17 protein-coding genes are annotated in these 24,111 nt (G+C 68.4%); 2 read left to right on the plus strand and 15 right to left on the minus strand.

Annotated elements, in window-relative coordinates; genetic code table 11:
- The first annotated feature begins 35 nt into the window (after positions 1-35).
- A complete protein-coding gene (locus CHEID_RS06125; RefSeq protein ID WP_273660988.1) occupies positions 36-1,325 on the plus strand; it encodes an alpha/beta hydrolase in 1,290 nt (429 codons plus the stop codon).
- Here the strand turns inward: CHEID_RS06125 and lysX are convergent.
- From lysX to CHEID_RS06185, 12 genes are all read right to left on the minus strand, one after another.
- Positions 1,322-4,603: a bifunctional lysylphosphatidylglycerol synthetase/lysine--tRNA ligase LysX gene (gene lysX, locus CHEID_RS06130; RefSeq protein WP_112770157.1), complete on the minus strand. Its 3,282-nt coding sequence runs from the start codon at positions 4,601-4,603 to the stop codon at positions 1,322-1,324. The genes CHEID_RS06125 and lysX overlap by 4 nt on opposite strands.
- A gap of 32 nt (positions 4,604-4,635) precedes the next feature.
- A complete protein-coding gene (locus tag CHEID_RS06135; protein ID WP_273660990.1) occupies positions 4,636-8,196 on the minus strand; it encodes a hypothetical protein in 3,561 nt (1,186 codons plus the stop codon).
- Positions 8,186-11,683 (minus strand): chromosome segregation protein SMC, encoded by a 3,498-nt coding sequence (gene smc, locus CHEID_RS06140; protein ID WP_273660991.1) that lies wholly within the window; start codon positions 11,681-11,683, stop codon positions 8,186-8,188. The genes CHEID_RS06135 and smc overlap by 11 nt, the downstream gene beginning before the upstream one ends.
- 30 nt (positions 11,684-11,713) lie before the next feature.
- Positions 11,714-12,013, minus strand: a complete 300-nt coding sequence (locus tag CHEID_RS06145; RefSeq protein WP_112769708.1) for an acylphosphatase — start codon at positions 12,011-12,013, stop codon at positions 11,714-11,716.
- Positions 12,006-13,448 carry an alanine/glycine:cation symporter family protein gene (locus CHEID_RS06150; protein ID WP_420536400.1) on the minus strand — a complete coding sequence of 481 codons (1,443 nt, stop codon included), beginning with the start codon at positions 13,446-13,448 and terminating at the stop codon, positions 12,006-12,008. Before CHEID_RS06150 ends, CHEID_RS06145 begins: the two co-directional genes overlap by 8 nt.
- Before the next feature lie 89 nt (positions 13,449-13,537).
- Positions 13,538-14,398, minus strand: coding sequence for a bifunctional DNA-formamidopyrimidine glycosylase/DNA-(apurinic or apyrimidinic site) lyase (gene mutM, locus CHEID_RS06155; RefSeq protein WP_112769706.1), 861 nt, complete (start codon positions 14,396-14,398; stop codon positions 13,538-13,540).
- 34 nt (positions 14,399-14,432) lie between these two features.
- Positions 14,433-15,170, minus strand: coding sequence for a ribonuclease III (rnc, locus tag CHEID_RS06160; RefSeq protein ID WP_112769705.1), 738 nt, complete (start codon positions 15,168-15,170; stop codon positions 14,433-14,435).
- Entirely contained in the window at positions 15,160-15,753 is a 594-nt protein-coding gene (locus tag CHEID_RS06165) for a YceD family protein (protein WP_112769704.1), read from the minus strand. Before CHEID_RS06165 ends, rnc begins: the two co-directional genes overlap by 11 nt.
- Positions 15,754-15,757: 4 nt before the next feature.
- On the minus strand, positions 15,758-16,480 hold the full coding sequence (locus CHEID_RS06170; protein ID WP_112769703.1) for an SPFH domain-containing protein: 723 nt from the start codon (positions 16,478-16,480) through the stop codon (positions 15,758-15,760).
- A 68-nt stretch (positions 16,481-16,548) separates the two neighbouring features.
- Positions 16,549-17,868: an HNH endonuclease signature motif containing protein gene (locus CHEID_RS06175; RefSeq protein WP_112769702.1), complete on the minus strand. Its 1,320-nt coding sequence runs from the start codon at positions 17,866-17,868 to the stop codon at positions 16,549-16,551.
- 235 nt (positions 17,869-18,103) lie between these two features.
- Positions 18,104-19,492, minus strand: coding sequence for a 4-aminobutyrate--2-oxoglutarate transaminase (gene gabT / locus CHEID_RS06180; RefSeq protein WP_112769701.1), 1,389 nt, complete (start codon positions 19,490-19,492; stop codon positions 18,104-18,106).
- Positions 19,493-19,549: 57 nt separating this feature from the next.
- Positions 19,550-20,683: a thiamine pyrophosphate-dependent enzyme gene (locus CHEID_RS06185; RefSeq protein ID WP_238599343.1), complete on the minus strand. Its 1,134-nt coding sequence runs from the start codon at positions 20,681-20,683 to the stop codon at positions 19,550-19,552.
- 18 nt (positions 20,684-20,701) lie between these two features.
- On the opposite strand from CHEID_RS06185, the gene CHEID_RS06190 reads away from it, so the two are divergent.
- Positions 20,702-21,649 (plus strand): aldehyde dehydrogenase family protein, encoded by a 948-nt coding sequence (locus CHEID_RS06190; protein ID WP_238599342.1) that lies wholly within the window; start codon positions 20,702-20,704, stop codon positions 21,647-21,649.
- Positions 21,650-21,653: 4 nt separating this feature from the next.
- Here the strand turns inward: CHEID_RS06190 and coaD are convergent, their stop codons facing one another.
- From coaD to CHEID_RS06205, 3 genes are read right to left on the minus strand one after another with little or no spacing between them, the layout of a single operon-like run.
- Positions 21,654-22,142, minus strand: coding sequence for a pantetheine-phosphate adenylyltransferase (gene coaD / locus CHEID_RS06195; protein ID WP_112769713.1), 489 nt, complete (start codon positions 22,140-22,142; stop codon positions 21,654-21,656).
- A gap of 10 nt (positions 22,143-22,152) precedes the next feature.
- Positions 22,153-23,292, minus strand: coding sequence for a ThiF family adenylyltransferase (locus tag CHEID_RS06200; protein ID WP_238599341.1), 1,140 nt, complete (start codon positions 23,290-23,292; stop codon positions 22,153-22,155).
- Entirely contained in the window at positions 23,289-24,107 is an 819-nt protein-coding gene (locus CHEID_RS06205) for a thiazole synthase (protein WP_202973258.1), read from the minus strand. The genes CHEID_RS06200 and CHEID_RS06205 overlap by 4 nt, the downstream gene beginning before the upstream one ends.
- Positions 24,108-24,111 lie beyond the last annotated feature (4 nt).

Consider the following 24,111-nt stretch of genomic DNA (forward strand, 5'->3'; position numbering starts at 1 on the left):
GATGACGCACTTCGCTGCCGCTACCATGTGCCACCATGCCCGCCTTTCTGCGTGAGATCCCGCTGACGGGGCCGTATATCACGTGGATCCTTGCGGCCGTGGCCGCCGCGACCTTCGCCGCGCTCGTCGCCGCCGTACCCCTTGGTCACCGTGTGCGCGCAACCGTCTTCAGCCTGGTATTCGCCGCAGCGATCTGCGCCATCGGTGTGGGCCTCACTGTCTTCGGCTTCCGTCTTTCCTTATCCGAGATACCCCCACTATTCATCCTCGGCGGAGCGTTCTTCTTCGCGAGCTTGTTGATGGCGTCCTACAGCATCTCCCAGGACTGGCGCCGCATCTGGGCGCTGATCCCCCTCAGCGTGGCCCTCACCGTCGCGCTCCTCAGCGCCAACCAGGCCTTCGTGCTCTACCCCTTGGTGTCCACCCTCGCCGAGGATCCCAGCTACACCCCCATCACCACCACCCAGCTACACCGAGACGTCCCCACGACGAGCACCTCTCAGTGGCGCCCGCCAACCCGGATGCGCGCCAAGGGCTCCCTGGTCACCACCACGCCACCGGCCCCGATGAGCCGATTCCACGCGCGCCCCGCCTCCGTCTACCTCCCCCCGGCCTGGTTCACCTCCCCCCGCCCCCAGCTCCCGGTGCTCGTCCTGCTTAACGGAGTCCCGGGAGCCCCGGAGGACTGGTTCGATCAGGGATTGGCCGCGGATGTCGCCGACGATTATCAGCGCACCCACCACGGTCTGGCCCCCATCATCGCGGCCGTGGACTCCTCCGGGGGCCAGTGGAAAAACCCGGTGTGCACGGACTCCCCCTTGGGCAACGTCAACACCTACCTTTCGGTGGACATCCCGCAGTGGCTGCGCACAGAGTTTGGCGCAACCGGGGATCAATCCCGCTGGACCATCGGCGGCTTGTCCTACGGCGGCACCTGCGCGCTACAGATCATCACCAACAACTCCACCGCGTACGGCAGCTTCCTGGACTTCTCCGGCGAGAAGACCCCCAACATCGGCGGCAACGAGAAAGCCACGATCGACGCGGCCTTCGAGGGCAACGAGGCCCTGTTCCGCTCCCGCAACCCGGAGGACATCATGAGCCACCGGACCTTCCCCCACATCCACGGCCGATTCGTCGCCGGCAATCACGACACGAACGCCGTACACGACCTCTACGACCTCAACCGGGTCGCCGCCCGCGCGGGGATGCACACCGCCTTCGAGCTCGTTCCCGGCGGCCACACCTACGAAGCCTGGCGCGAAGCCCTCCGGCGCACCTTCGGCTTCGTCGTCGACCGCGGGCAGCTCCCCCCGGAGGGCTAGCGCCCGCCCTGCGGCTTTGCCAGCGGGAAGGCGAGCGACTCGCGGATGGTGTGCCCCGTGATGAGCATCACCAACCGGTCCACCCCAAGCCCCAGGCCGCCGGTCGGGGGCATACCGAACTCCAGGGCGCGGAGGAAGTCCTCGTCCACCTCCATCGCCTCCGGGTCTCCCCCGGCGGCGGCGAGCGACTGTTGCTCCAACCGTCGGCGCTGCTCGACCGGGTCCGTCAGCTCGGAGTAGGCTGTGCCCAGCTCCACCCCCCAGGCGACAAGATCCCAGCGTTCGGTGACGCCCGCAATGCTGCGGTGCTGGCGGGTCAGGGGGGACACGGAGGTGGGGAAGTTGGTGTAGAACGTGGGTCGCTGGGTGGTCTCCTCCACGAGGTGTTCGTACATCTCCAGCGCGACCTGCCCGGCATCCCAATCCGGGCGCCAGGGCACCCCGGCCTCCTCGCACAGCGCGGTCAGCTCACCCACCGGCGTCTCCGGGTTCACGCTGATGGCGCGGCCGAGCTGCTCGCTGAGCTTCTCGGACACGGCCTCGTGGAGCGTCTTGACCGGCCAGTCCCCGGAGATGTCCACCCACGTGCCCGGTTCCGGCCCCGGCACCTTGCACTCCCCGTGGACAGCCCGGGCGGCGGCCTGGATGAGTCGCTGGGTCAGCAGGCGCATGCTCTCGTAATCCCCGTGGGCCTGGTAGGCCTCCAGCACGGTGAACTCGGGGTTGTGCGTGGCGTCCACGCCCTCGTTGCGGAACACCCGGCCCAGCTCGAAGATGCGCTCCGCCCCGCCGCACATGAGCCGCTTGAGGTACAGCTCGGGGGCGATGCGCAGGTACAGATTCATGCTGTAGGCGTTGATGCGGGTGATGAAGGGCCGCGCGTTGGCGCCGCCGTGAATGCGCTGCAGCACGGGGGTCTCCACCTCCATGAAGGCGTCCTCGTGCAGCACGTCCCGCAAAGCTCGCAGGACTTGGGCGCGGGCCAGCACGGCGCTGCGGGCCTCCGGGTTCACGGTGAGCTCTAAGTGGCGGTCGCGGATGCGCCGCTCCGGGTCGGTGAGCCCGTGGAATTTGTCGGGTAGGGGGTGCAGTGACTTCGCCTCGATGGCCAGCTTCTCCACCAGCAGGGACTTGTGCCCAGTGCGGGAAAAACCCACGGTGCCGGTGGCCCGCACGAGGTCGGCGAGGTCCACGTCGGCAGTTGCGTCGGCGAGGTCCTGCCCGCCCCGACGTTCGATGATCATCTGGGCCTGTCCGTGGAAGTCCTCCACCACGAGGAAGGTCACCCCACCGAAGCAGCGGCGGGCGGTCACGCGCCCGGCGATGCTGGCCGGGGAGTTATCCGGCAGATCCGCGATCTCGGCGCAGCGGGCGGTGGGGACGACCGCTCCGGGCCAGGGGTCCACGCCGCGCTGTTGCATGCGTTCGGCGGCGGCCATGCGCACCCCCACCTGCTCCGGAACGCGTCGGCTGATGGAGGGCGCGGACAGTTCCTGCCGGAACGTCTCTGTGTTGGCGTAGGCGGCCTGGGCGCCGGGGTCGTGGCGGACCCAGGTGGTGGTGGTCCGCGTGGAGCGGCTCGGTGTAAGGGAGGGTACGAAGCCTTCGGCGATTCCGGACGCCAATCCAATGCGCGGCATCAACAGGGAATCCCCGAAGCAGATGTACCTGGGCACCCACTGGGGCCGGTACTTCTCGTTGGAGCGGTAGAGCGTTTCCATCTGCCACCAGCGGGAGAGGAACACCAGGACCTTGCGGCTGAGCCGAGTCAACGGCCCGATGCCGAGTTTGTTCTCCGTAACAAAGACCTGCTGGAACACGCTGAAGTTCAGCGAGATCCGCCGCACGCGAATCTGATCGGTCGCACACAGGTGGGCCACCATGGTCTCCACGGTGCCGTTGGGGGCGCTGCGGGCGCGGCGCATGAGGTCCAGGCTCAGCCCATCCTTGCCCCACGGCACGAATGAAAGCTGGCCCACTACCTCCCCGCTGTCGCCCTGCAGGGCCTCCACCAGCACGCAGTCCCCGTCGGCGGGATCCCCCAGCCGGGACAGGGCCATGGAAAATCCCCGCTCCTCCGTGGTATCCCGCCAGGCATCGGCGCGCCGGATAACGTCCTGCATCTCCTTCTCGGATAACTGGCTGTGGCGCCGGATGCGCACGCTGAGCCCCTTGCGCTGGGCGTGGGCAACGGAGTGGCGCACCGACCTGAACTCGGGGTCGTTGAGTCGGAATTGATCGGTGTGCACCACGGCCTCGTTGCCCAGTTGAGTCACGCTGAGGCCGTGTCGCCGGTAGGCCCGGGCCCCGCGCTCGGAGGCGCCCATCACCGCGGGGACCCAGCCGTACGTGCGGGCGTGCTCGAGCCATGCCTGGATGGCCGCATCCCAACTACTCGGATCCCCGATGGGGTCCGCGGAAGCCAGGCAGACCCCGATGTGCTCCCGGTAGGTCACGGCCGCCCGCCCGTCCGGCGCGTACACCACGGACTTGTCGCGCCGGGTGGCGAAGTACGCCAGGGAGTCCTCGCCGTTGAACCTGGCGATCATCGCGCGCACGGCCGCCTCGTCCTTGGCGGACATGCTGGAATCCTCGCGAATGGAACGCAACAGCAACCACGCCGAGCAGATAATGACCAGGGCGGCGGCAGAGGAGACTACAAGAGCCACCCACCGGGGCGGATGGCCGGTGAAGTACTCGTTCTCCGCCACGGCGAGGGCGAAGACGTGGTTCAGGACCCACGGCCAGTGCTCATCGACGGGCAGGCGCCCGGGGACCTCCCGCACCAGCAGGAACCCCAACACGGAGACCACCGCGGATCCGCCGACCCACATCGCCAGCGCCCGCCACACGGATCCCTTTGTCGTGCGGGCGTTGAACTGCCGCCGGGTCAGGATGAGCAGCACCAGCAGCACGGCCTGCAGCACGGCCCCGGCGATGTAGAAGCCGTGATCGTGGCGCGGCAGGTCTTGCTCGGACCAGAACAGCAGGATGTTCGCGTTGGAGACGTTGAGCAGGACCACGAACACCGTCATGATCACCCACCCCACCCGCTTGCGGGCCATGAGGGCCCCGCCCAGCAGGAAGAGCACCACGCACCAGGCGAAGGAGCCCACGGGCATGGGGAAGAGGAAGCCGAGCAGGCGCTGCACGCCGTGGAAGGAGCGCTGCAGGAACCCGGCGAGCGAGAGGAACATCCCGAATACCGCGTAGGCGCACATGAACGCACCGAACAAACGGGGAAACGCGGTATATCCGCCGGATGCTTTGACTGCCATGCGGGACATAATCAGTCACAATTGCACGCCGATCAAGCCTCCGGGCCGAACACCCCTAAAACCATGGCATCCGCCGCCGCGAGATCCCCGGTGACCAGGTCCGGGACGAGGCGCGCCATCTCCGCCCAGCCGGGGTAGGCCTGGGGCAACTTCCCCAGGTTCTGCAGGTGACCGTGGGCGTGCATGCGGGTCGCCAGGGCGAAGATCATGCTGATCACCGGGGCCAGGGCCCAACGGTTGCGGGCATCCTCGGTATCCACTCCCTCCAGCCGGTCGAGCCGGACGCGGGCGGAAACGTAGAGCTGCCGGTTGGTGGACTTGATCCGGCGCAGCACGCTCACTGCGGTGGTCATCAACTGGGGATCCGCCAACAGGTCGGAGAGCTCCTGTCGGTGGGTGAACGTGTCGAACACGGCGATGAGCCGGCTGTTGTCGTCGGAGAGGGCCCCGGGAACCACTCCGGCCCCGCCGAAGAACATGTCCAATACGGCGGCTTGCTGGGCTGGGTCCATGTGAGCGATCTGCACGGTGGTGTGGTCGATGCAGGCGGTCTCCAAGGAGGTGTCCCGCCCGGTGTGGACGGTGGTGGCCAAGTTGCTCCCCGCGATCTCCGCCAACTGCTGGAGCAGGGCTTTCGCGCGGCTACGGTCGGGTTCGGCGTCCTCGTTGAGGCAGGCCCACTCCCCCATGATCTCCAGGGCGGAGATCCACACGGCCCCGGTCCGCTCCCCCGGCCCTTCCGGCGCGGCGAAGCTGGAGTGCACGAGCCCGGAGGCGATGAACTGGGCGGGGCGATCCTGCGCGGGCACGAGAGACTGGGCCATCGCGTGCACGGATTCGCGGGGATGCCGGGTCAGCGCGGTCCGGATTTTGTTCAGCACCGGCTGGGTGATGTCGGTGCGGCCCTGCAGCCATCCGGCCTGCACATCCCACAGGGTAGGCAGAACCTCCGGGGCGGTGGGGATTTCCGGCAGGTCGTGCTCATCTGCGGCGAGGAATGCCGAGAGCTGGGCGAAGTTGGTGGCGTCCCCAAGACCGAAAGAGCCGGGGGCGGAAACGGTGACGCTGCGCTGCCCGGGCCCCACGGGCGCCCGCAGGTCGGAGAAGCGATCGGGGGCATGCAACTGCACGGCCAGCGGCCCGGCCCCCACCAGTTCCGCGGGGAGGTGGGCCACGTGATCGCCGCCGACGTGGACGGTGCGGGCGGGCTCCCACGGCGCCGTCAGCGGCCACACCCAGGCCTGGGACCAATCCGGGGCCTGGTCGAAACGCAACTGAGCCTGCGCGTCGGCGGTCTGCTCGTAGACGGCGCTCCACTGCTCCTGCGCTCGGATGTTGGCGATGCGCACGCTGATCCGTTTGCCCGTGCCCACGTCGGTGAACTCCAGCTCCACGCTCCCCTCCGCCAGGCTGGCCAGGGAGGCCGCACCCGCTCCCAGCTCGGCGACCCAGGTGATGTTGTCTACGGTGTGCAGGGGCATGGTCCGCTGCGGGGACCCGTGGCGGTTGCGGATAACGATCCGGGGATTGTCGATGGCGGGGTCCTCGGAATGGGAACTGTGGACGCCACTGCCCGGGCGCACCCGGAACTTCGCCGCCGTGTTGATCCAGGCCGCGGCGGTGGTGATGGCCTCCGTGCGCCACATGGGATCCTCCCCGATGAGGGGGAGCTGGTAGCGCAGGCGCGGGGGCAGGATGACGATGGGCAGGGCATCCCCCGCATCCGTTTCCACGACGGCGGTGCCGTAGCGTTCCTGCGGGCCGATGGCGATCGGCGGAAGGGTCTCGAAGGGCTTATCGCCCGGCAGCAGGCGCACGGTGACCGCCGACAGGCCCCCGGACAGCGGCAGGCGCGTGCTCGCCGCAGGGCCTTGGCTGTCCGCGGCGACCCGCAGCCCCTCGATGATGGCGTGCTCGTGCCGGAAAGACTCGTTGCGGGGCCCGCGCAGCCGGACGAGGTACTCCCCCACCCAGGGGCTGTCGTAGGCATCCGGGTCGAAGACCTCGAACACCCCGCCCTCCGCCGGGACCTCCAGCGGTTCCTCCTCGGAGACATCCTCCCCCACCTCCCCGGGCCCGGCATACGCGGATACGGAGAGGTACCACGTTTCCGTCGCGCCGGAGATCGTCGGGGGGAACTCGACCTGGAGGCCGTCGGAGTAGACCTGCTTGCCGGTGGCCGTCTGCACGGCCCACACGGCCTCTCCCCCATCGCTGAAGCGCACCCGCTGTCGGGGGTCCACGGCGCGCACCCCCGCCATCGCGGGTTGGCGCTGGCCCGGCTGGCCGACGTGCAGGCTTAGCGCCTCCGTCAGATCCAGCAGGCGAATGACCCAGCCCTCCCAGGCCTTGACGTTGTGCTCCTGCTCCACGGTAATGTCCCGGTCCCGGACGAGGTCGACGGCCCTCGCATCCGCGGGGCAGACCACCCACACGCTGGAGTGGTGCAGACAGGCCCGGTCGGTGAGGTCCATCCCCCGCGCGCTGAAGATGAGCACGGGATCCTCGGTGTCCACGAGGGGCAGGCTCCAGTGCTGGCCGTCGGTGGTGTTGCGCACCGAGATCTCCCGCAGCGGGCGGCGGATGGGGATGTCCACGATCTCGCTGAGCTGCTGCTCCGGCTGCAGGTCCTGGCCCGGGCGGTCGGCACGGCCGGTGCGGAATGCGGCGGGGTGGCCGTCGAAGTCGAGGCGCCAGCGCACTTCGGCGCCGGGGGTGTTCTCCAGGTGCTGGGCGGGCAGGCGCAGGACGACGCGGTTGCGGGGCGCGTCCAGGCGGATGCGCGGTTGGTTTTCTCTATGGGCGACGCCAACACGGTGACGCCGGTCCACCAACCCCGCCGGGCGTTCCCGGAGTTCCTCGATAACGTCCTCCCGCACGAGCGCGGGCAGACCCAGCTCCTGCGGGGAGGGCAGGGTGTACTGCCAGCTATGGGGGTGTTCGTGGGCGTGGTGGACGATCCGCACGATGGGCTCGATGAGGCGGGCGGCGCGCTCCGGCTGGGTGGCGCAGAGGGGGCCGGCCTGGATGTCCTGCTTAGCGAGGGCGGCGACGATGGCGGCGGCTTCTTCGGCGGCGGGCTGCTCGTTCCCGGCGTTTAAGCGCTCGTCGATGAGCTCGATGATCTCGGGGATCCAGTCGGTAGCTAACCCGACGTGGGCGAAGAGTCGGCCGAGCTCCCCGTCGGGCCCGGTGGAGGCGGAGTCCACTGGGTCTAGGCCGGCGGCGGAGAGCAGGTCACGGTAGCGCCCCTCGATGAGGGCGAGCCGGTCTGCGGTGGGTTCCAGCTCCAGGCCGGCCCAATACTCCCGGGGTAGCTCGCGGACCTCGTTGAGCCGGGCTGCGCGGGTGAGGAGCGTGGCGGCAGTCAGGGCGGGGCAAGCCGCCAGGAGTCCCGCTAGATCCGCGCCGGCCGCCAGTTGGCGGCGCAGGAAGGTGCCGTAGAACCGGGTCATCCGCTCGAGGTCATCGCCCCCGGTATCCAAGTCCACGAACAGGTCCAGCTCGGCGAAGCGGGCGGCGAGGTCCGCTTCCGTGCTGGAAGCCCAGGTAAGGAGGGTATCTGCGAGGTCTGCGATGGGGCTAGCGGTCACGGGTGACGAGTCTAGACGAGTTCATCCGCTGCGAGATCACCCTGGTCACGCCGTCTCCCCGCATGGTCACGCCGTAAAGCACATTCGCTACGTCCATGGTGGGTTTTTGGTGGGTGATGACGATGAGCTGGCTGTCCTTGCGCAGCTCCTCGAACAGGGCGATGAGGCGGCGCAGGTTGACGTCGTCCAGCGCGGCCTCCACCTCGTCCATGACGTAGAAGGGGCTCGGCCGGGCGCGGAAGATAGCCACGAGCATTGCCAGCGCGGTTAGCGATTTCTCCCCACCGGACAGCAAGGACAGCCGCTTGACCTTCTTGCCCGGGGGCCGGGCCTCCACCTCGATGCCGGTGGTCAACATGTCCTCCGGGTCGGTGAGCACCAGACGGCCCGCGCCCCCGGGGAAGAGCGTGGCGAAGACCTTCGGGAACTCGGCCTCCACATCCCGCCAGGCCTCCGTGAACAGGGTAAGGATCGTGTCGTCCACGTCCTCGATGACTTCCCGCAGATCGGAGCGGGCCCGCTCTACATCGTCGAGCTGGTTAGACAGGAAGGAGTAGCGCTCCTCCAGGGCCTTGTACTCCTCGAGGGCCAGGGGGTTCACCTTGCCCAGCTTTCCCAGGTCCCGCTCGGCCTTCTTGAGCTCAGCTGCCGTCTCGACGCGGTCAAAGTCCTCCGGCAGCTCTTCGGCCAGCAGGGACTGGGCGTTCATGCCGAGCTGTTCCATCGCCTGGGTCAGCGCCTGCTCCAGCTTCAACTGGGCCTGGCTGCGCGCGAGGTCCGCTTCGTGGGCGCTGTCCGTGCTGCGGCTGAGTTGCGCGACCAGCGCGGAGACCCGATCGCGCTGGGTACCCATCGTGGCTTGCCACTGTTTGTGGGTGTGTTCGGTGAGGGTGCGGTCCTGCTCGGCGCGGGCCAGAGCATCGTCGATGCGCGCACCCACGCGGCGGGCCTGCTCCAGCACGGTCTGCGCCAACTGACGGGCCGCGGCGCGGCGGGCCCGGGCCACCTCGTGCTGCTTGCGAGCCGCTTCCTCCTGGCGGGCCTGCCGGCGCAGGCCCTCGGCTCGGCCGCGGACCGCCCCGGCTCGCTCCTCCGCCGTGCGCAATTGCAGGCGCGCCTCAGTCTCCATCGCCTTGACCTGGCCCAGGCTCGCCGCGGCCGCATCCCTCGCCGCCGTGGAGGGCTGGGCCTGCTCCTCGGTGTCCTCGATCCGCGAGACCCGGTCCGCGAGCTGGAGAACGTGGGCATCGGCTTCATCCACGGCGGCCTCCGCTCGGTTGCGCTCCGCCGTGGCCCGGTCCAGTTGACGGCGCGCGGCCTCCACAGCCTTGGCCGCCGCTTTCTCGCGCTGCTCAGCACCGCGCAGCGCCGCCCGGTGTTCGTGGAGCCCGGCCCGCGCGCCGGCGGCCGTGGAGCGCAGATGGGCCGCAGCCTCCAGGGCCCCCTCCAGGCTGGCCCGGATGTCCGCCAGCTCGCGCTGCTTGGCCTCTGCTTCCTCGGCGGCCCGGCGCACCTTCTCGGCCAAGTCCACCGGGGTGGATCCCCCCTCCCCGGCAGCGACCCACCCCGCCCCGAAGAGGACCCCCTGCCGGGTCACTGCCCGCAGCCGCGGATCCTTCTCCACCACCTCCCGGGCCTGCTGAGCATCCCCCACAGCCACGACATCCACGAGCAGCGCCGTGAGCGCCCCCGCCAGCTCCTTGGGTGCCCGCACGTGATCCAGCAACCACGTCCCCACCGGCGGGGTGGTGGACAGCCGCCAGGGCTCCCCATCCCCCTCCGCCAGCAGAACCGCGCGCCCCTGCTCCGCCTCGGCGAGCGCGCTGACCATGGCGTCCACAATGGACATATCCCCAGGCGTGATCACGCCGTGGACCGCCGCCGGCCCCAGCGCGCTGGACAGGGCCTTCGCCCAACCCCCCTCCGCCGTGACGGCCTCCGCGACACTGCGGGCGCTGGCCTCCAACTGCCGAGCTGCCCGCACCGCTACCGCCGCCCCCTCCGCCGGGCGCAACTGATCCTCCCAGGCCCCGATGTGCGCCTGCAGGGAGGCGATCTCGCGCTCCAGGGCGCGCTCGCGGTCACGAATGCTCTCCGCGTGCGCTTCCGCACTCGCAGCTTCCCGCTGCGCCCGGGACATGGCCTCCTCCAGCCCCTCCCCGGCGCCGCGGGCCTCGTCCCCCTGCTGCGCGGCCACCTGGGATTCGCCCTCGGCCGCCTCCAACGCCTCCTGCGCGTGCTCCACGGCCACCGAGCTGCGCGCCGCCTCCTGTTTGGCAGCATCCAGCCGGGCCTGGGCGGCCTCGTGCTGGGTCAGCAAACGCACCGCCCCCTCCCGGCGGTCTGCAATGGCCCGGACCTGTGCCATGTGCTCCCGGTCCGCTTCCCGGGCGGCCTCCTCCCGCTCCTGAACCTCCTCCCGAAGCGTCTCCAGCCGCTCGAAGGCCTCTTCCACGGCCTCGTCCAGCTCGATCTGCTCCTCCTCCGCCCGCTCGGCCCTTGCCAAGAGGCCTGCGGGATCCGGGCCGGTCCAGGCAGCTTCCTCCACGTTCTCCGCGCGGTCCCGGGCGATGCGGATGGTGGCGGCGTTCTTCTCCGCGACGGCCGAAAGGCGATACCACAGGGTCCGGGCGGATTCCGCGGCCTCCAGGGCGGTGCGCAGCTCCTCTTCCGTCCGATTCAGCTCGGCACTGCTCTGCTCGTGCTGTTGCTGGAGTTCCGCGACCTGCTCGGCGAGCTCCGCGGAGCGCCGGGTTGTGCGGTCTAACTCGGCGGAGAGGGTATGGGCGGCGTGGGCGGTGAGCATCACCCGGGCCGAGCGGATCCGCGCCTGCACCATGGAGGCCTTCTGCGCGGCCTCCGCCTGCCGCGCCAGGGGGCCGAGTTGCCGGCGGAGCTCCTCCGTGAGGTCCTGCAGGCGATCGACGTTGGCCTGCATGGACACAAGCTTGCGCTGCGCCTTCTCCTTGCGCCTGCGGTGCTTGAGCACACCCGCGGCCTCCTCAATGAAGGCGCGGCGCTCCTCCGGCTTGGATTCGAGGATTTGGGACAGCCGCCCCTGGCCGACGATGACGTGCATCTCCCGGCCGATGCCGGTATCGCTGAGCAGCTCCTGGATGTCCATGAGCCGGGCCTTGGCCCCGTTGATCTCGTACTCGCTGGCCCCGTCGCGAAACATGCGGCGGGTCACGGAGACCTCGGAGTATTCGATGGGCAGGGCGCCGTCGGAGTTGTCGATGGTCAGCGTGACCTCCGCCCGCCCCAGCGGCTTGCGGTCACCAGCCCCGGCGAAGATGACATCCTCCATCTTTCCGCCGCGCAGCGTCTTGGCGCTGTGCTCCCCCATCACCCAGGCCAGGGCATCCACGACGTTGGACTTCCCCGATCCATTGGGCCCCACCACCGCGCAGATCCCAGGTTCTAGCTTGAGCACGGTCGAGGACGCGAAGGACTTAAACCCCTTGAGCGTCAGCGACTTCAAATGCATTCGCACATGTTAACTCACCGGCGTTTTGGCTTACCGGCGGTCGAAGCCCTGTTCTCCCTTGGGCTCTGCCCATTGCTCCACGACGGTGCTGACATCCCCCGGGCGGTCCCGCCCGCTGGGCTGTTCCCCCAGGCGCTCGAGTAGCTGCTCGGCGGCCCGGCGGGGCCCTTCGGCGACCACCAATACCCGCCCGTCCGGGTAATTCGTCGCGGAGCCGGCGAGGTTGAGTTGGAGGGCTTGGGTCCGCACCCACCACCGGAAGCCCACGCCCTGAACATGGCCGTGGACCCAGGCGATGAGTCGAACGGGTTGGTCGGCGGAATTAGGCACGTTGTTCCTCCCAGAATTCGCGTCGGGTCATGGCCTCTTCCCCATCCCAGCATTCCACGTTGCGCAGCTCCGGCAGATCGCTGCGGTGGAAGATGGGTTCCTTGCCCTCGTGGCGCTGGGCGGCGTAGTTGCCCAGAAGCTTGAAGGCCACCCCGCCGAGCGGGATGATCGCGATGAGGTTGATCGTCACCATCGTCGCGGCGAAGGTGTCCGCCAGGGCCCACACCAGCGGCACCGTCCCGATCGCCCCGCCGAAGACGCACAGGATCACCAGCACGCGGAAGATACGCATCACCGTCGGGGAGTTGCTGAAGTACTGGATGTTGGCCTGGGCCAGGTAGTAGTTGCCGAGGATGGAGGAGAACGCCAGGAAGAACAGGACGAAGGTGATGAGGTGCGTGCCCCAGGGCCCCACCTCTGCGGCCAGCGCGGACTGGGTGAGGGAGACACCCTCCACCTCGCCGCCATAGGTGGGGTTGGACAGCAGGATGATGAACGCGGTGATGGAGCAGACCACGAGGGTGTCGAAGTACACGCCGAGGGTCTGCACCAGCCCCTGCTTGACGGGGTGGGAGACGCTGGCGGTGGCCGCGGCGTTCGGGGCGGAGCCCTGTCCGGCCTCGTTAGAGAACAGGCCTCGCCGCATGCCCTGGCTGAAGGCGTAGCCCACGGCGGCCCCCGCCACCTCCTTGAACCCGAGGGCGTGGCCGACGATGGTGGCGAACATGTTCGGGATTTCGGAGACGTTCTTGCCGAGCACGAACACGCCGAGGAGAATGTAGGCCCCGGCCATGAAGGGCACGATCCACTGGGTGACATTGGCGATCCGCTGCACACCGCCGAAGATGACGAGCGCGCTGAGAAGGGCGATGACCAACCCGATGCCGGCGGCGGTGCCGGTGGAGATGGCCGAGTCTTGTCCCCGGGCCACCTGCAGGGAGGTGCCCATGGATTCCACGATGGAGTTGGTCTGCACGGCGTTGTAGACGAAGCCGTAGGTGATGGAGATGGCCACGGCGAAGACGATGGCCAGGGGGCGGGCCCGCAGGCCGCGGGTCATGTAGTAGGCCGGCCCGCCGCGGAATCCTTTGCCGTCGCGGGTCTTGTACACCTGCGCCAGGGTTGCCTCCACGAAGGCGGTGGCCCCGCCCACGACGGCAACGACCCACATCCAGAAGACCGCGCCGGGTCCGCCGAGGGAGATGGCGATGGCCACGCCGGCGACGTTGCCCGTCCCCACGCGGGAGGCCGCGGAGATGGAGAAGGCTTTGAATGGGGAGATCTCGTCCTTGTGGCTATCTTTGGGCGGCCGCTCCGTGATGGAGCGAAACATGTCCGGGACGTAACGGATTTGCACGAGCAGCGTGCGGATCCCGAAGTACAATCCGGCCCCTAAGAGCAGGAATGGGATGATTTTCCACAGCACCCCATTGATGTCTTCGCTGAAATTCCTGAGCAGTCTCCATGCTTTTTCAAGCTACACGACGCCCCATTCGCTTCTTTTGGAGTTAGTGCTGGCACTGGTTAGTGCTGGCATTGGGGGCAGTAGTGGGAGCTGCGATTCATCCACTGTTGGCGCACAATGGGTTGCCCGCAGACGTTGCAGGGCTGGCCGCCGCGCCCGTAGACGTTGAGGGAGCGCGAGAAGTACCCGCTGGATCCGTTGACGTTGACGTAGAGAGAATCGAAGCTGGTTCCCCCGACCTCCAGGGCCTTCGTCATCACGGCGGCAGCGGATTCGATGGTTGCGGTGATGGTCCTCAGGGTGAGCCAGCGGGCCATGCGCCTCGGCCGTACCCCGGCGGCGAAGAGGGCCTCGTCGGCGTAGATGTTGCCAATTCCGGAGATAACGGTCTGGTCCAGCAGGACGCGTTTGATCTCGGTTCGTTTGTTCTTTATGACGCCAGCAACCGCGCGCGCGTCGAAACCCTCCTCGAGGGGGTCCGGGGCGATGTGGGTTGCGATGGTGGGCACGCTGGCTTGCAGGCCGTGGGGGTCCGGGCACAGGTCCACCACGTTCCACTGGCCGAACGTGCGCTGGTCCACGAAGCTGAGCTCGCGCCGGTCGCCGTTGGGCAGCGCGAGGTCCGCGCGAATCCGCAGGTGGGGGTGGCCCGGGGGCGCTTGGATCAGCATTTGCCCGCTCATGCCCAGGTGCACAAACAGCGCTTGGGGCCGGTCCCCGTCTAGTGGCAGCCAGAGGTATTTCCCCCGCCGCTGGGCGCCGATGATGCGGCGTCCCACGAGCAGTTCCCCGAGGTCTTCGGGGGTGGTGTGCGAGCGGGCTGCCCGGGGGTGGCGGACGTTGACCGCCTCGAAGCGGGCACCGATGAGGTGGTCGTGGAGGCCGCGGCGGACGGTCTCCACCTCAGGAAGTTCTGGCACGGGTTCGGTGTGAGACTTTCTGTGGTGTGCTGGCCTATGAGCGTTCGGAGAGGCCGTGGACAGCGGCTTGCGCGGCGGCGTGCTCGGCTTCCTTCTTGTTCGCACCGGTGCCGGTGCCGCGGGCCACGCCATCGATGCTGACGACGGAGGTGAAGATCTGCTCGTGGGCCGGCCCTTCCACGGAGGTGGAGTATTCGGGGGAGCCCAGCGAGCGGGCGGAGAGTTTCTCCAGCAGGACCGTTTTCCAGTCCATGGTGAGGCCCACGGTGGGCGCTTGGCTGATGCGGTCGGCGAAGATGCGCAGGACGGTTTCGCGCGCGACGTCGAAACCGTGGACGAGGTAGATGGCTCCGAGCAGGGCTTCCATGGTGTCGGCGAGGATGGAGTGTTTATCGTCGCCACCGGTGAGCTTCTCCCCGCGCCCCAGCAGGATGTTAGGCCCGAGGTTGAGGGTGCGGGCCACCTCCGCGAGGGCGTACATATTCACGACGGCAGCTCGCATCTTGGAGATGTCCGATTCGCTGCGGTCCGGAAACTGGCGGTAGAGCTGTTCGGCCACGGAGAGCCCAAGCACCGCGTCGCCGAGGAACTCCAGGCGTTCGTTGTTGGGGAGGTGGCCGTTTTCGTTGGCGAAGGAGCGGTGGGTGAGGGCGAGGCGGAGGATGTCGTCGTCGAGGTGCACGCCCCAGGCCTCCAGGAGGGGGGTGTGGTCTGTCTTGTTGTAGGCGGCGTGGAGCGCGGCCTCCCCGGTCAGGCGTCGTTTACGCCCCATTCCGATCCTCCTGTGCCTCGGCGCCCAGGTCTTCAGCGATTTTGGCGAGCCCGGCCCATCGGGGGTCGACGCCACCCTCCCCAGCGCCCGCGTCACTGGCCGCGGCGTCGATCACGCCATCCGGGTCGGGGGTTTCGGAGGTGCACTCTTCGCCGTAGTCGGCGCAGGTGGGGCTGAAGGGGATGCCCAACCCGGCCTCGTCCAGCACGGCTTGGGTGATGTCGACGCGGTCCTCCTCGTCGACGGTGGCGACGACTTCCTCTTCACTGTGCGCCTCGTCCCCTTGGACCGTGTCCTCGTTAAGGGCGAACACTTCCTGGATGCTGAAGTCCAGGTCGGGGTTCAGCGGGTTGAGGCAGCGGGCGCAGCTTCCGGTCGCGGTGCCGTGGATGTCGGCGTCGACCATGATGGCTCCCCCCAGGTTGGTGAGGGTGGCCTCCACGCGGACGGGTGCGTCCTTGTGTATCGCCAACAGTTCCCCGCCGAGGTCGTGGGGTGCGGGCCCGGTGAGGGTGACCGCCTCCGGGCTGCCGGTGGTTCCGCGCAGCACTGGGCGAACGTCGAGGATGAAGGGGTTAGACATACCCCTAATTTCTACCCGGCTCCCCGTGGGAGCGGTAACCGGATACCCCGGCACCCTTGCGCAGGGCGGCGCGGTCCCGGCCGACGGTGCGCAGGGTGTTGGTGAGGGATTCCTCGAACTCGGCGAGCGTCGAGTCCACGTAGCGATCGCACTCGGTGCGCAGCCGGTCGGAGTCGGCGTGGGCGGACTGCACGATGCGCTGCGCCTCGGCCTCTGCGTTGCGGACCACCTCGGAGTTGGAGACCAGGCGCTGCTGTTCGGCGATGCCTTCGTCCACCGATCGTTGGTAGGACTCGTTACCGCTAGTGACCAGGCGGTCTGCCTCGGCGGCCGCGCGGGAGGTGACGTGGTCGTACTCGTCGCGGGCATCGTTGATCAGTCGATCGGCCTCGTTTTCGGCCTGGGCGACGGTGGAGGCAGCGCGGTCCTCGGCGTCCTGGACCATGGAGTCGGCCTGGGCCTTGGCGCTGGCGAGTATTTGGTCGCGCTCGGCTTCGGCGTCCGCAATAAGAGAGTCGGCGCGTTCCTGGGCATCGGAGATGATGCTGGATCGGTGGTCCAGCACATCTTGGGCGTCGTCCATCTCGATGGGGATGGCGTTGCGCATCTCGTCGAGAATGTCGAGCACTTCCCGGCGGGGAACCATGCAGTTGGAGGTCATGGGCACGCCGTAGGCCTGCTCCACCATGTTCTGGAGGTCGTCCATACCCTGGAAAGTTTTGTACATGTGGCCCACTATTCCATTGCTGCGGTTTCCGGGGTCGCTGTGACACGCGCGTCGGCGCCGGTCGGAGGTCAGAAGGGCGGCTCCTCTCCCGTGTCTTGGCGGTTGGGCGCGGCGGATGCGCTGCGGAGGTGCTGGCGGTAGGCATCCAGAAGGGTGTTGCGCTCGTTGATCACCTTCGTCCGCCGGGAGGCTCGCTGGGCGAAGGTGAGGCGCCGCAGGACGCCGTTGGGTTCGGTGGTCACGCTGTGGCCGTCCCCCACGCTGGTCCAGCGCTGGCACCCGTCCGCGCCCATGCTGACGTCCCACTGCCCGGCCGTCTTGACCCGGTGGTGGGTGCTGCACAGGCAGTGCAGGTTGGCGGTGTTGGTGGCCCCCCCTTCGCGGGAATTCTCGTGGTTGTAGCGGGCGATGTGGTCCAACTGGCAATCCTCGGCTTCCACGCCGCATCCGGGGAAACGGCAGGTGCCATCCCGCCCCATCACGGCTGCGCGGATGCCGGGGGTGGGGGTGTAACCCTTGGTGCTGTCCGCACCGGGGAAGCGCAGGTGGGTGACCCGGGAGAGCCAACGTACAGCGGCGGCGGGTTCCAGCCGCGTTCCAGCGCCGGTGATGCTGCTCAGATCGGCGGCGTTGGCGTAGAGGTTCAGCGTGACATCCGCGCTCGCCTCCCCGCGCACGAGCGCTAGGAGGGCCTGCGCCCGCGAGCACTCCTGGGTTGCGGCAGCCGAGTCGATAGCCCGGGTGAGCTCGAGGGCATCCATCTTGCCGAGCGTGAGGTGAAAAGTCGTGTAATCCGCGTTGCGCGAGTCGATCTCGAGCTGCGTCTTGGGCGGCTCTGGGGGGAGTTCGTCGCTGTCCGTCGGCCGCGCGGGCGGGTCGTACTGGGCCAGCAGGCGCTGCAGGCGGCGGTGGATGGTGCGGGGCCCCGGCACCGCCTGGTCTGCAATGGTCGGGCGCAGCGCCCGGACCACGGCGGGGTCCACCTCTGCTCGAAGCCCGGGGGACACGGCAACGAGGTCCCCGGCGATGGTGTTCAGGTGAGCCAAGCTGAAAGCCCCGCTCTCCAACATCGCTCCGGTCTTGGGGTAGGCCGCCAGCATCGTCCCGATGTCGCAGTACATCAGAGCGGCGCTGTGGGAAATCCCCAGGCGCGCCGCAATACGGGTGGTCACGTCAGTGATGACCTCCTCGCCTTGGGGTGCGCAGGCCTCTGCGATGCGGAGGTGATGGCGGTTGATCGCGACGGCGTGGCCGCTCAGATCATCGTCGGTATCGCATACGCGCCAGCAGGCCGACTGTTCGGCCGATTCCGGCGGCGGTTCTTGCTGTGGTTCCCGTGGTGGTCCCTGCTGTGGTTCCCGTGGTTCCTGTGGTGGCTGGGCAGTCATAGTGGGCCCCTCTCCCCCTTCTTGTTCCCCAAGTCTTTGCTGCGTGACCCGATCAATTCAGGCACACATCCACGTATAAACCACGCCCGGGACATCCCCCCTTCCCCACATCCGAAATACCCATTTCTGGACGCCAATAACCGAACACCTGTTCGAACATTCACCGTCGAGCACTGGTTTCTCCACCCCCAACTGGGGGGGGTGAGGCACCCCCGCTGCTAACCGAGGCTCAACGCTAACCGGCGCTCACCTCTGCGCGGATCGCGTCCGCCAGCACGCCGAGCCCCTCGCGGAGGAGTTCCTCCCCGATCACCAACGGCGGCAGTAGTCGCACGACGTTGCCGTCCATGCCGCAGGTGAGCACCAGCACCCCGGCGTCCCGGCACCGTCGAGCCACGGCGGAGGTCAGCTCTGCGCTGGGGGCGGAGTTGGCGTCCGCAAATTCAAGAGCCATCATCCCACCCCGACCGCGCAACTCGGCCACGCCACCGCGCCCCTCCCTTCTTCCTTCCTGCCCTCTTTCCCCAGCACCTGCGACGGATACCAGCGGGCCCAGAACCTCGCGCACAATCGCCTCGATCTCCCGGGCCCGAGAGCTGAGGTGTAGGCGCTCCATCTCCGTCAACGCTGCCAGCGCAGCCGCGCAGGCCACAGGATTACCGCCATAGGTGCCGCCGAGGCCGCCCGGATGAGGTGCATCCATGATCTCCGCCCGGCCCGTCACCGCAGACAGCGGCAGGCCCCCGGCCACGCCCTTGGCGATGGTGACGAGGTCCGGCTCAACCCCCTCCTGCTCGCAGGCAAACCAGGCACCCGTCCGACACAGCCCCGATTGAATCTCATCGGCAACGAAGACAACTCCGCGCTCCCGGCACCACCGCGCCAACTCCCGTAAGTATCCGGGGGCGGGGACGACGAATCCACCCTCGCCCTGGACCGGTTCCACCACCAGGCAGGCCAGATTGCCCGCTCCGATCTGCTGCTCCAACACCGAGATGGTGCGCTTGGCCGCCGCAGGTCCACTCAAGCCGTCGCGCAGCGGATAGGAGGTAGGAACGCGGTACACCTCGGAAGCAAACGGACCGAAACCGGATTTATACGGCATGTTCTTTGCCGTCATGGCCATGGTGAGATTGGTCCGCCCGTGATAGGCGCAATCCAGCACCGCCACGCCATTGCGGCCCGTGTAGCTGCGGGCGATCTTTACCGCGTTCTCCACGGCCTCAGCCCCGGAATTGAACAGGGCCGTGCGCTTTTCGAAGTCCCCGGGAGTCAACTCCCCCAACCTCTCGGCCACCTCGATGTAGGACTCGTAGGGGGACACCATGAAGCAAGTGTGGGTGAACTTCGCCACCGCCTGCCCCACCGCGTCCACCACCGCGGGATTGGCGGCGCCCACGGTGGTCACCGCGATGCCAGAACCGAGATCGATGAGCGAGTTGCCGTCCACATCCACCAACACACCGCCGTCCGCCTCAGCGATGTACCGCGGCCACAGTGGAGTGACGGAGCGGGGGACACTCGCTTCTAACCGGGCCTGCAGCTCTTTGCCCTTCGGACCCGGCTGGGTGGGCCCGGTGGTCAGGCGTCGGCGCTGCGGTAGGCGGTAATCCAGGTTGTCCATGGTGGGCGGGTTCCCTTCGGTTGTGTGTTTCGGTCCTAGTTCAGGGCTGCGTTCTCGTCAGCGTCGGTGCAAGTGCGTCGGCTCGAACATGCGCAGCACCGCAGGCAGCACCACCACGCGGGGCTGGCCGGATTCCAGGGCTCGGCGCACGGCCTCGGGGGCGTCGGCGACGGTCGTCTTCTCCGCAGCCACCCCGAAGGCCTCCGCGAGTGCCACGAAATCGGGCCGCGCCAACTCCGTGGCCGTGGCTGCACCGAACTCCCCCTCCATGTACTCGCGCAGAATCCCGTAGCCCCCGTCATCGACAATGAACCACGTCACCGGCAGAGACTCCTGGGCGAGGGTGGCCAATTCCGCGATGCCGTAGAGGGCACCGCCATCCCCGCTGACCGCCAAGGTCGGGCCGGCCCCGGCGAAAGCCGCGCCGATGGCGGCGGGCAGGCCATAACCGAGCCCGCCGGCACCCTGGCCGGAGTGAAAGTCGCTCGCGCTGGCGTCCCACGCCGACCAAGCCCAGTAGGCCAGCAACGTCATGTCCCAGAAGACCGGGGTCTCCGGGGGCACCGCGGCACGCAATCCTGCCAGTAGCGCCCGCTCCGTCGCGAGATCCTGGCCGTCTAGTCGCTGTTCCAATGTGGCCAGCAACTCCCGGATGGCGCTGCGGGCACTCTCGCGGCGCTCTGGGGTGGAATGGGCGCCCAGTGCCGCCAACTCATCCGCGATCCCGGCCAAGGCCAGGCGCGCATCCCCGTGGATGCCCCGGCACGGGTGGTTCGCGCCGATTTTGCCGAGGTCCGCCTCGATCTGCAGCACTCGGCCCGCGGGCCGGAAGGTGTGATAGTTGCTGGACAGTTCCCCCACGCCACTTCCCACGATGAGCAGAACGTCCGCACTTTCCAGGAACTCCGTGGTGGCAATGTCTTCGATCCAGCAGCGGGCGGAGAGTTCGTGATCCCATGGCAGCGCGGCCTTGCCTCCGATGGTCGTCACCACCGGCGCGTCGAGCTGTTCCGCCACGCGGCGCAGCTCCTCCTGCGCACCCGAGCGGACCACGCCCCCACCGGCCAGGATAACGGGCCGCTCCGCCGCGACCAGCTCTGGCGCCGCCGCGTGGATCTCCACAGTCAGGGGCTGTGGGTCCCGCCCGCTGGCCGCCTCTCGCACGTCTGCCCCGCCGGTGGGAGCCACCACCCCCTGGAAGGAATCCGATTGACGCGGCAGTCCGTGCAGGTATCCGTGCCAGAATCCGCCGCCGCCATCGCGGACATTATGGCTGCCGCGGGCGTTCCGACGGGGGTGTACACCAACCTCCGCGCCACCCACGATCAGGTCTCCCACCTGCTCATCGAGGATCCGCGGGTCCGGGGGATCTCCCTCACCGGTTCAGAACGCGCCGTCGCCGCGGTGGCCGCGCAGGCCGGGGCGGCGCTGAAGAACGTTGTGCTGGAGCTGGGCGGTTCCGATCCCTATGTGGTGCTCTCCGCCCAGGACATTCCCGCCGCCGTGGCAGCTGCGGTACAGACCCGGCTGGAAAACACCGGGCAGGCCTGCAATTCGAACAAGCGCATCATCGTCCACGCGGATATCTACGAGGACTTCGTCGCCGAGGCCGTGCGCGTGGTTTCCCAACTGCAGCCCCGACCCCCGGCGGAGATCACCGATGGTGTGGGCCAGCGCTTCTTCGGGCCGATGAGTTCTGCGGGGGCGGCGGAGAAGATCGTGGCGCAGATCGAGGCCGCGGTCGCCGCCGGGGCCACCGTGCACACCGGCGGGCAGCGGCTGGACGGGCCCTGGGCCTCCGGGTTCTACGTCTCCCCCGCCGTCCTCACGGATGTGCCAGTGGGCTCAGAGGTCTACTACGAGGAGTTCTTCGGCCCGGTGGTCACGATCTTCCGCGCGGCGGACGACGCCGAGGCCCTGCGGCTGGCCAACAACACCCCCTACGGCCTGGGCGCCAGCGTCTTCGCTGATCAACCCGGCCGTGCCGAAGCATTTGGGGAGCACCTGCAGGCCGGGATGGTGGGTATCAACGGGGAGGTGCCCATGACCGAGGAGACCCCCTTCGGCGGGGTCAAGTCCAGCGGCTATGGCCGGGAGCTCGGTGAACTGGGCATGGAGGAGTTCGTGAACAAAAGGGTTATTTGCGTCCACAAGTAGGACATCAACCGAACTTCGCCGCTACCGCTTCCACAACCGCATCGGGCAACAGGCCGGTGACATCCCCGCCGTACTTCGCGACCTCCTTGCACAACGTGGAGGAGACGTAGCCGTACTTCGGGTCGGTGAGCAGGAAGTAAGTATCCACCCCGGACAGGTGCTGATTCATCTGGGCCATGGGCAGCTCGTACTCGTAGTCCAGGGAGGTGCGCAAGCCCTTGACGATCGCGCCGATCTGGTGCTCGCGGAAGTAATCCACCAGCAGCCGATCCCAGGTATCCACGGTGATGTTCGTGGGTCGCCGGTCTTCCGGTAGGCCCCCGAGGGCCCGCTCGATGAGCTCCACCCTCTCCTCGGCGCTGAACAAGCCGTTCTTGTTGGGGTTGTAGGTCACCAGGACGGTGACGTGCTCCCAGTCGTGGGCGGCGCGGGTGAAGATGTCCAGGTGGCCGTTGGTGACGGGGTCGAAGGACCCGGGGCAGACAACACGCATGCGGCCCATCCTAGCTGTGCTGCTGCAGGTTCCAGGCGAGCATCCCACCGGCCAGGCTGCGCAGGCGGGTGCCTTCGGGGGCCTGCGGTGCCAGGGCGCGCACGGCAGTGGCGGATCGCCCGCCCGCATGGCAGTAGACCACCACGTCCCCGTCCTCTTTATGCTTGGGGACGCCACCCCACCCCGCGCTGAGCAGACGATCCAGGGGAATGTGCCGGGCCCCCGGGATGGAGCCCTCCGCCTCGCGTTCGTGGGCTTCGCGCACATCGATGAGCAGCGGTCGGCGGGACGGCTCCCCCGCCTGCAGCTCGGTCCGCAATTGTTGGGCGGACACCTGCGGAACGGGCAAGCTGCTGGCACAGGCCGCGAGGGTATCCGAGCCCAGCTCACGGACCGGAGCGCGCCCCGGATCGCGGGAAAAGGCCACCTCCCGGGTGCGCATGTCCAACACATCGAAGAGGACCAGTCGGCCGATCGTCGGGTCCCCCACGCCGGTGAGAACCTTGATGGCCTCGATGGCCATGGCGGCGCCGATCATTCCGGGTAGGGCCCCCAGCACTCCCCCGACGGCGCAGGAGGGCACGGAATCCGGGTCGGGGATTTCCGGGAACAGGTCGCGCAGGCTGGGCCCCTCCGGCGGGTGGAACACGGACATCTGCCCCTGGAACTGGCTGATCGTCGCCCACACGAGGGGGGTGTGGGTGATTTCGCTGGCATCGCTGGATAGGTAGCGGGTGGCGAAGTTGTCAGAGCCGTCCACAACGAGGTCGTGTTGGCTGAACAGGCGCACGGCGTTGTCCGGGGTTAGCAGCTCCGGGAGGGCCGTGACGTCGATGAGGGAGTTGAGCCGGAGTGCTGCCTGGGCCGCCGAACTAGCCTTGTTCATCCCCTCCGCGGATTCGGCGTGGATGACCTGGCGCTGCAGGTTGGAGGCCTCAACGAGGTCGGCGTCCAGCACGGTAATGGTGCCCACCCCCGCCGCCGCGAGGTACAGCAGGACGGGCGAGCCGAGCCCGCCGGCCCCGATGACCAGCACCCGGGCCCCCTTGAGGCGACGCTGGGCGGATTCGCCGAAACCGATCAGGCTGAGGTGGCGGGCATAGCGGGCGCGGTCGGCGGCGGTGAGCTCGGGGATCAGCTCGGGGATCACAGGCTGTCTTCCTCCCGGGCCCCCGTGATGAGCCCCGCGTTGGGGGAGCTGGCCTGGGCGAGGGTGCGCCGGGGGATGCGGCCGGCGCGGCGGGCCAGGGACCCGGCCGCGACCGCGTGGCGCATGGCGGTGGCCATCGCCTCCGGGTCCTGGGCGCGGGTCACGGCCGTGGCCAGGAGGGCCCCGTCGCAGCCCAGCTCCATGGCCAGGGCGGCGTCCGAGGCAGTCCCGATGCCCGCATCGAGGATGACGGGGACGTGGGCTCGGGAGTTAATGAGCTCAATGTTGTGGGGGTTGAGGATGCCCAGCCCGGTGCCGATCGGGGAACCCGCGGGCATGACAGCGACACAGCCGACCTCCTCCAACCGGAGGGCCACGGCCGGATCGTCGTTGGTGTAGGCGAGGACCTGGAAGCCCTTGGCCACGAGGATTTCGGCGGCGTCCAGCAGCTCCACGGGGTTGGGCAGCAGGGTTTCCTCGTCGGCGATCACCTCCAACTTCACCATGTTCGTGTCCAGGGCTTCCCGGGCTAGCTCGGCGGTGAGGACTGCATCTGCGGCGGTATAGCAGCCGGCGGTGTTGGGCAGTGCCTCGATGCCCAGGCGCTGCAGGAGCTCGAAGAGGTTGCCGCTCTGGGAGGGGGAGTATCGGCGCATAGCCACGGTGGTCAGCTGGGTGCCGGAGGCCACGAGGGCCTTTTCGAGGGTGCCGAAGGTAGTCGCACCCCCGGTGCCCATGATGAGCCGGGAAGAGTAGCTGCGATCCCCGATGCGCAGGGCGTCGGTTTGGGATGGCGCTTCGGTTGTGGGCGTCACGAAT

It is taken from the genome of Corynebacterium heidelbergense, assembly GCF_028609845.1.
GTDB classification, from domain to species: Bacteria; Actinomycetota; Actinomycetes; order Mycobacteriales; family Mycobacteriaceae; genus Corynebacterium; species Corynebacterium heidelbergense.

Coding starts and splice junctions, on each gene's coding strand:
- CHEID_RS06125 (WP_273660988.1), top strand. CDS start 36: ATGCCCGCCTTTCTGCGTGAGATCCCGCTGACGGGGCCGTATATCACG.
- lysX (WP_112770157.1), bottom strand. CDS start 4,603: ATGGCAGTCAAAGCATCCGGCGGATATACCGCGTTTCCCCGTTTGTTC.
- smc (WP_273660991.1), bottom strand. CDS start 11,683: ATGCATTTGAAGTCGCTGACGCTCAAGGGGTTTAAGTCCTTCGCGTCC.
- rnc (WP_112769705.1), bottom strand. CDS start 15,170: ATGGGGCGTAAACGACGCCTGACCGGGGAGGCCGCGCTCCACGCCGCC.
- CHEID_RS06165 (WP_112769704.1), bottom strand. CDS start 15,753: ATGTCTAACCCCTTCATCCTCGACGTTCGCCCAGTGCTGCGCGGAACC.
- CHEID_RS06170 (WP_112769703.1), bottom strand. CDS start 16,480: ATGTACAAAACTTTCCAGGGTATGGACGACCTCCAGAACATGGTGGAG.
- CHEID_RS06175 (WP_112769702.1), bottom strand. CDS start 17,868: ATGACTGCCCAGCCACCACAGGAACCACGGGAACCACAGCAGGGACCA.
- gabT (WP_112769701.1), bottom strand. CDS start 19,492: ATGGACAACCTGGATTACCGCCTACCGCAGCGCCGACGCCTGACCACC.
- coaD (WP_112769713.1), bottom strand. CDS start 22,142: ATGCGTGTTGTCTGCCCCGGGTCCTTCGACCCCGTCACCAACGGCCAC.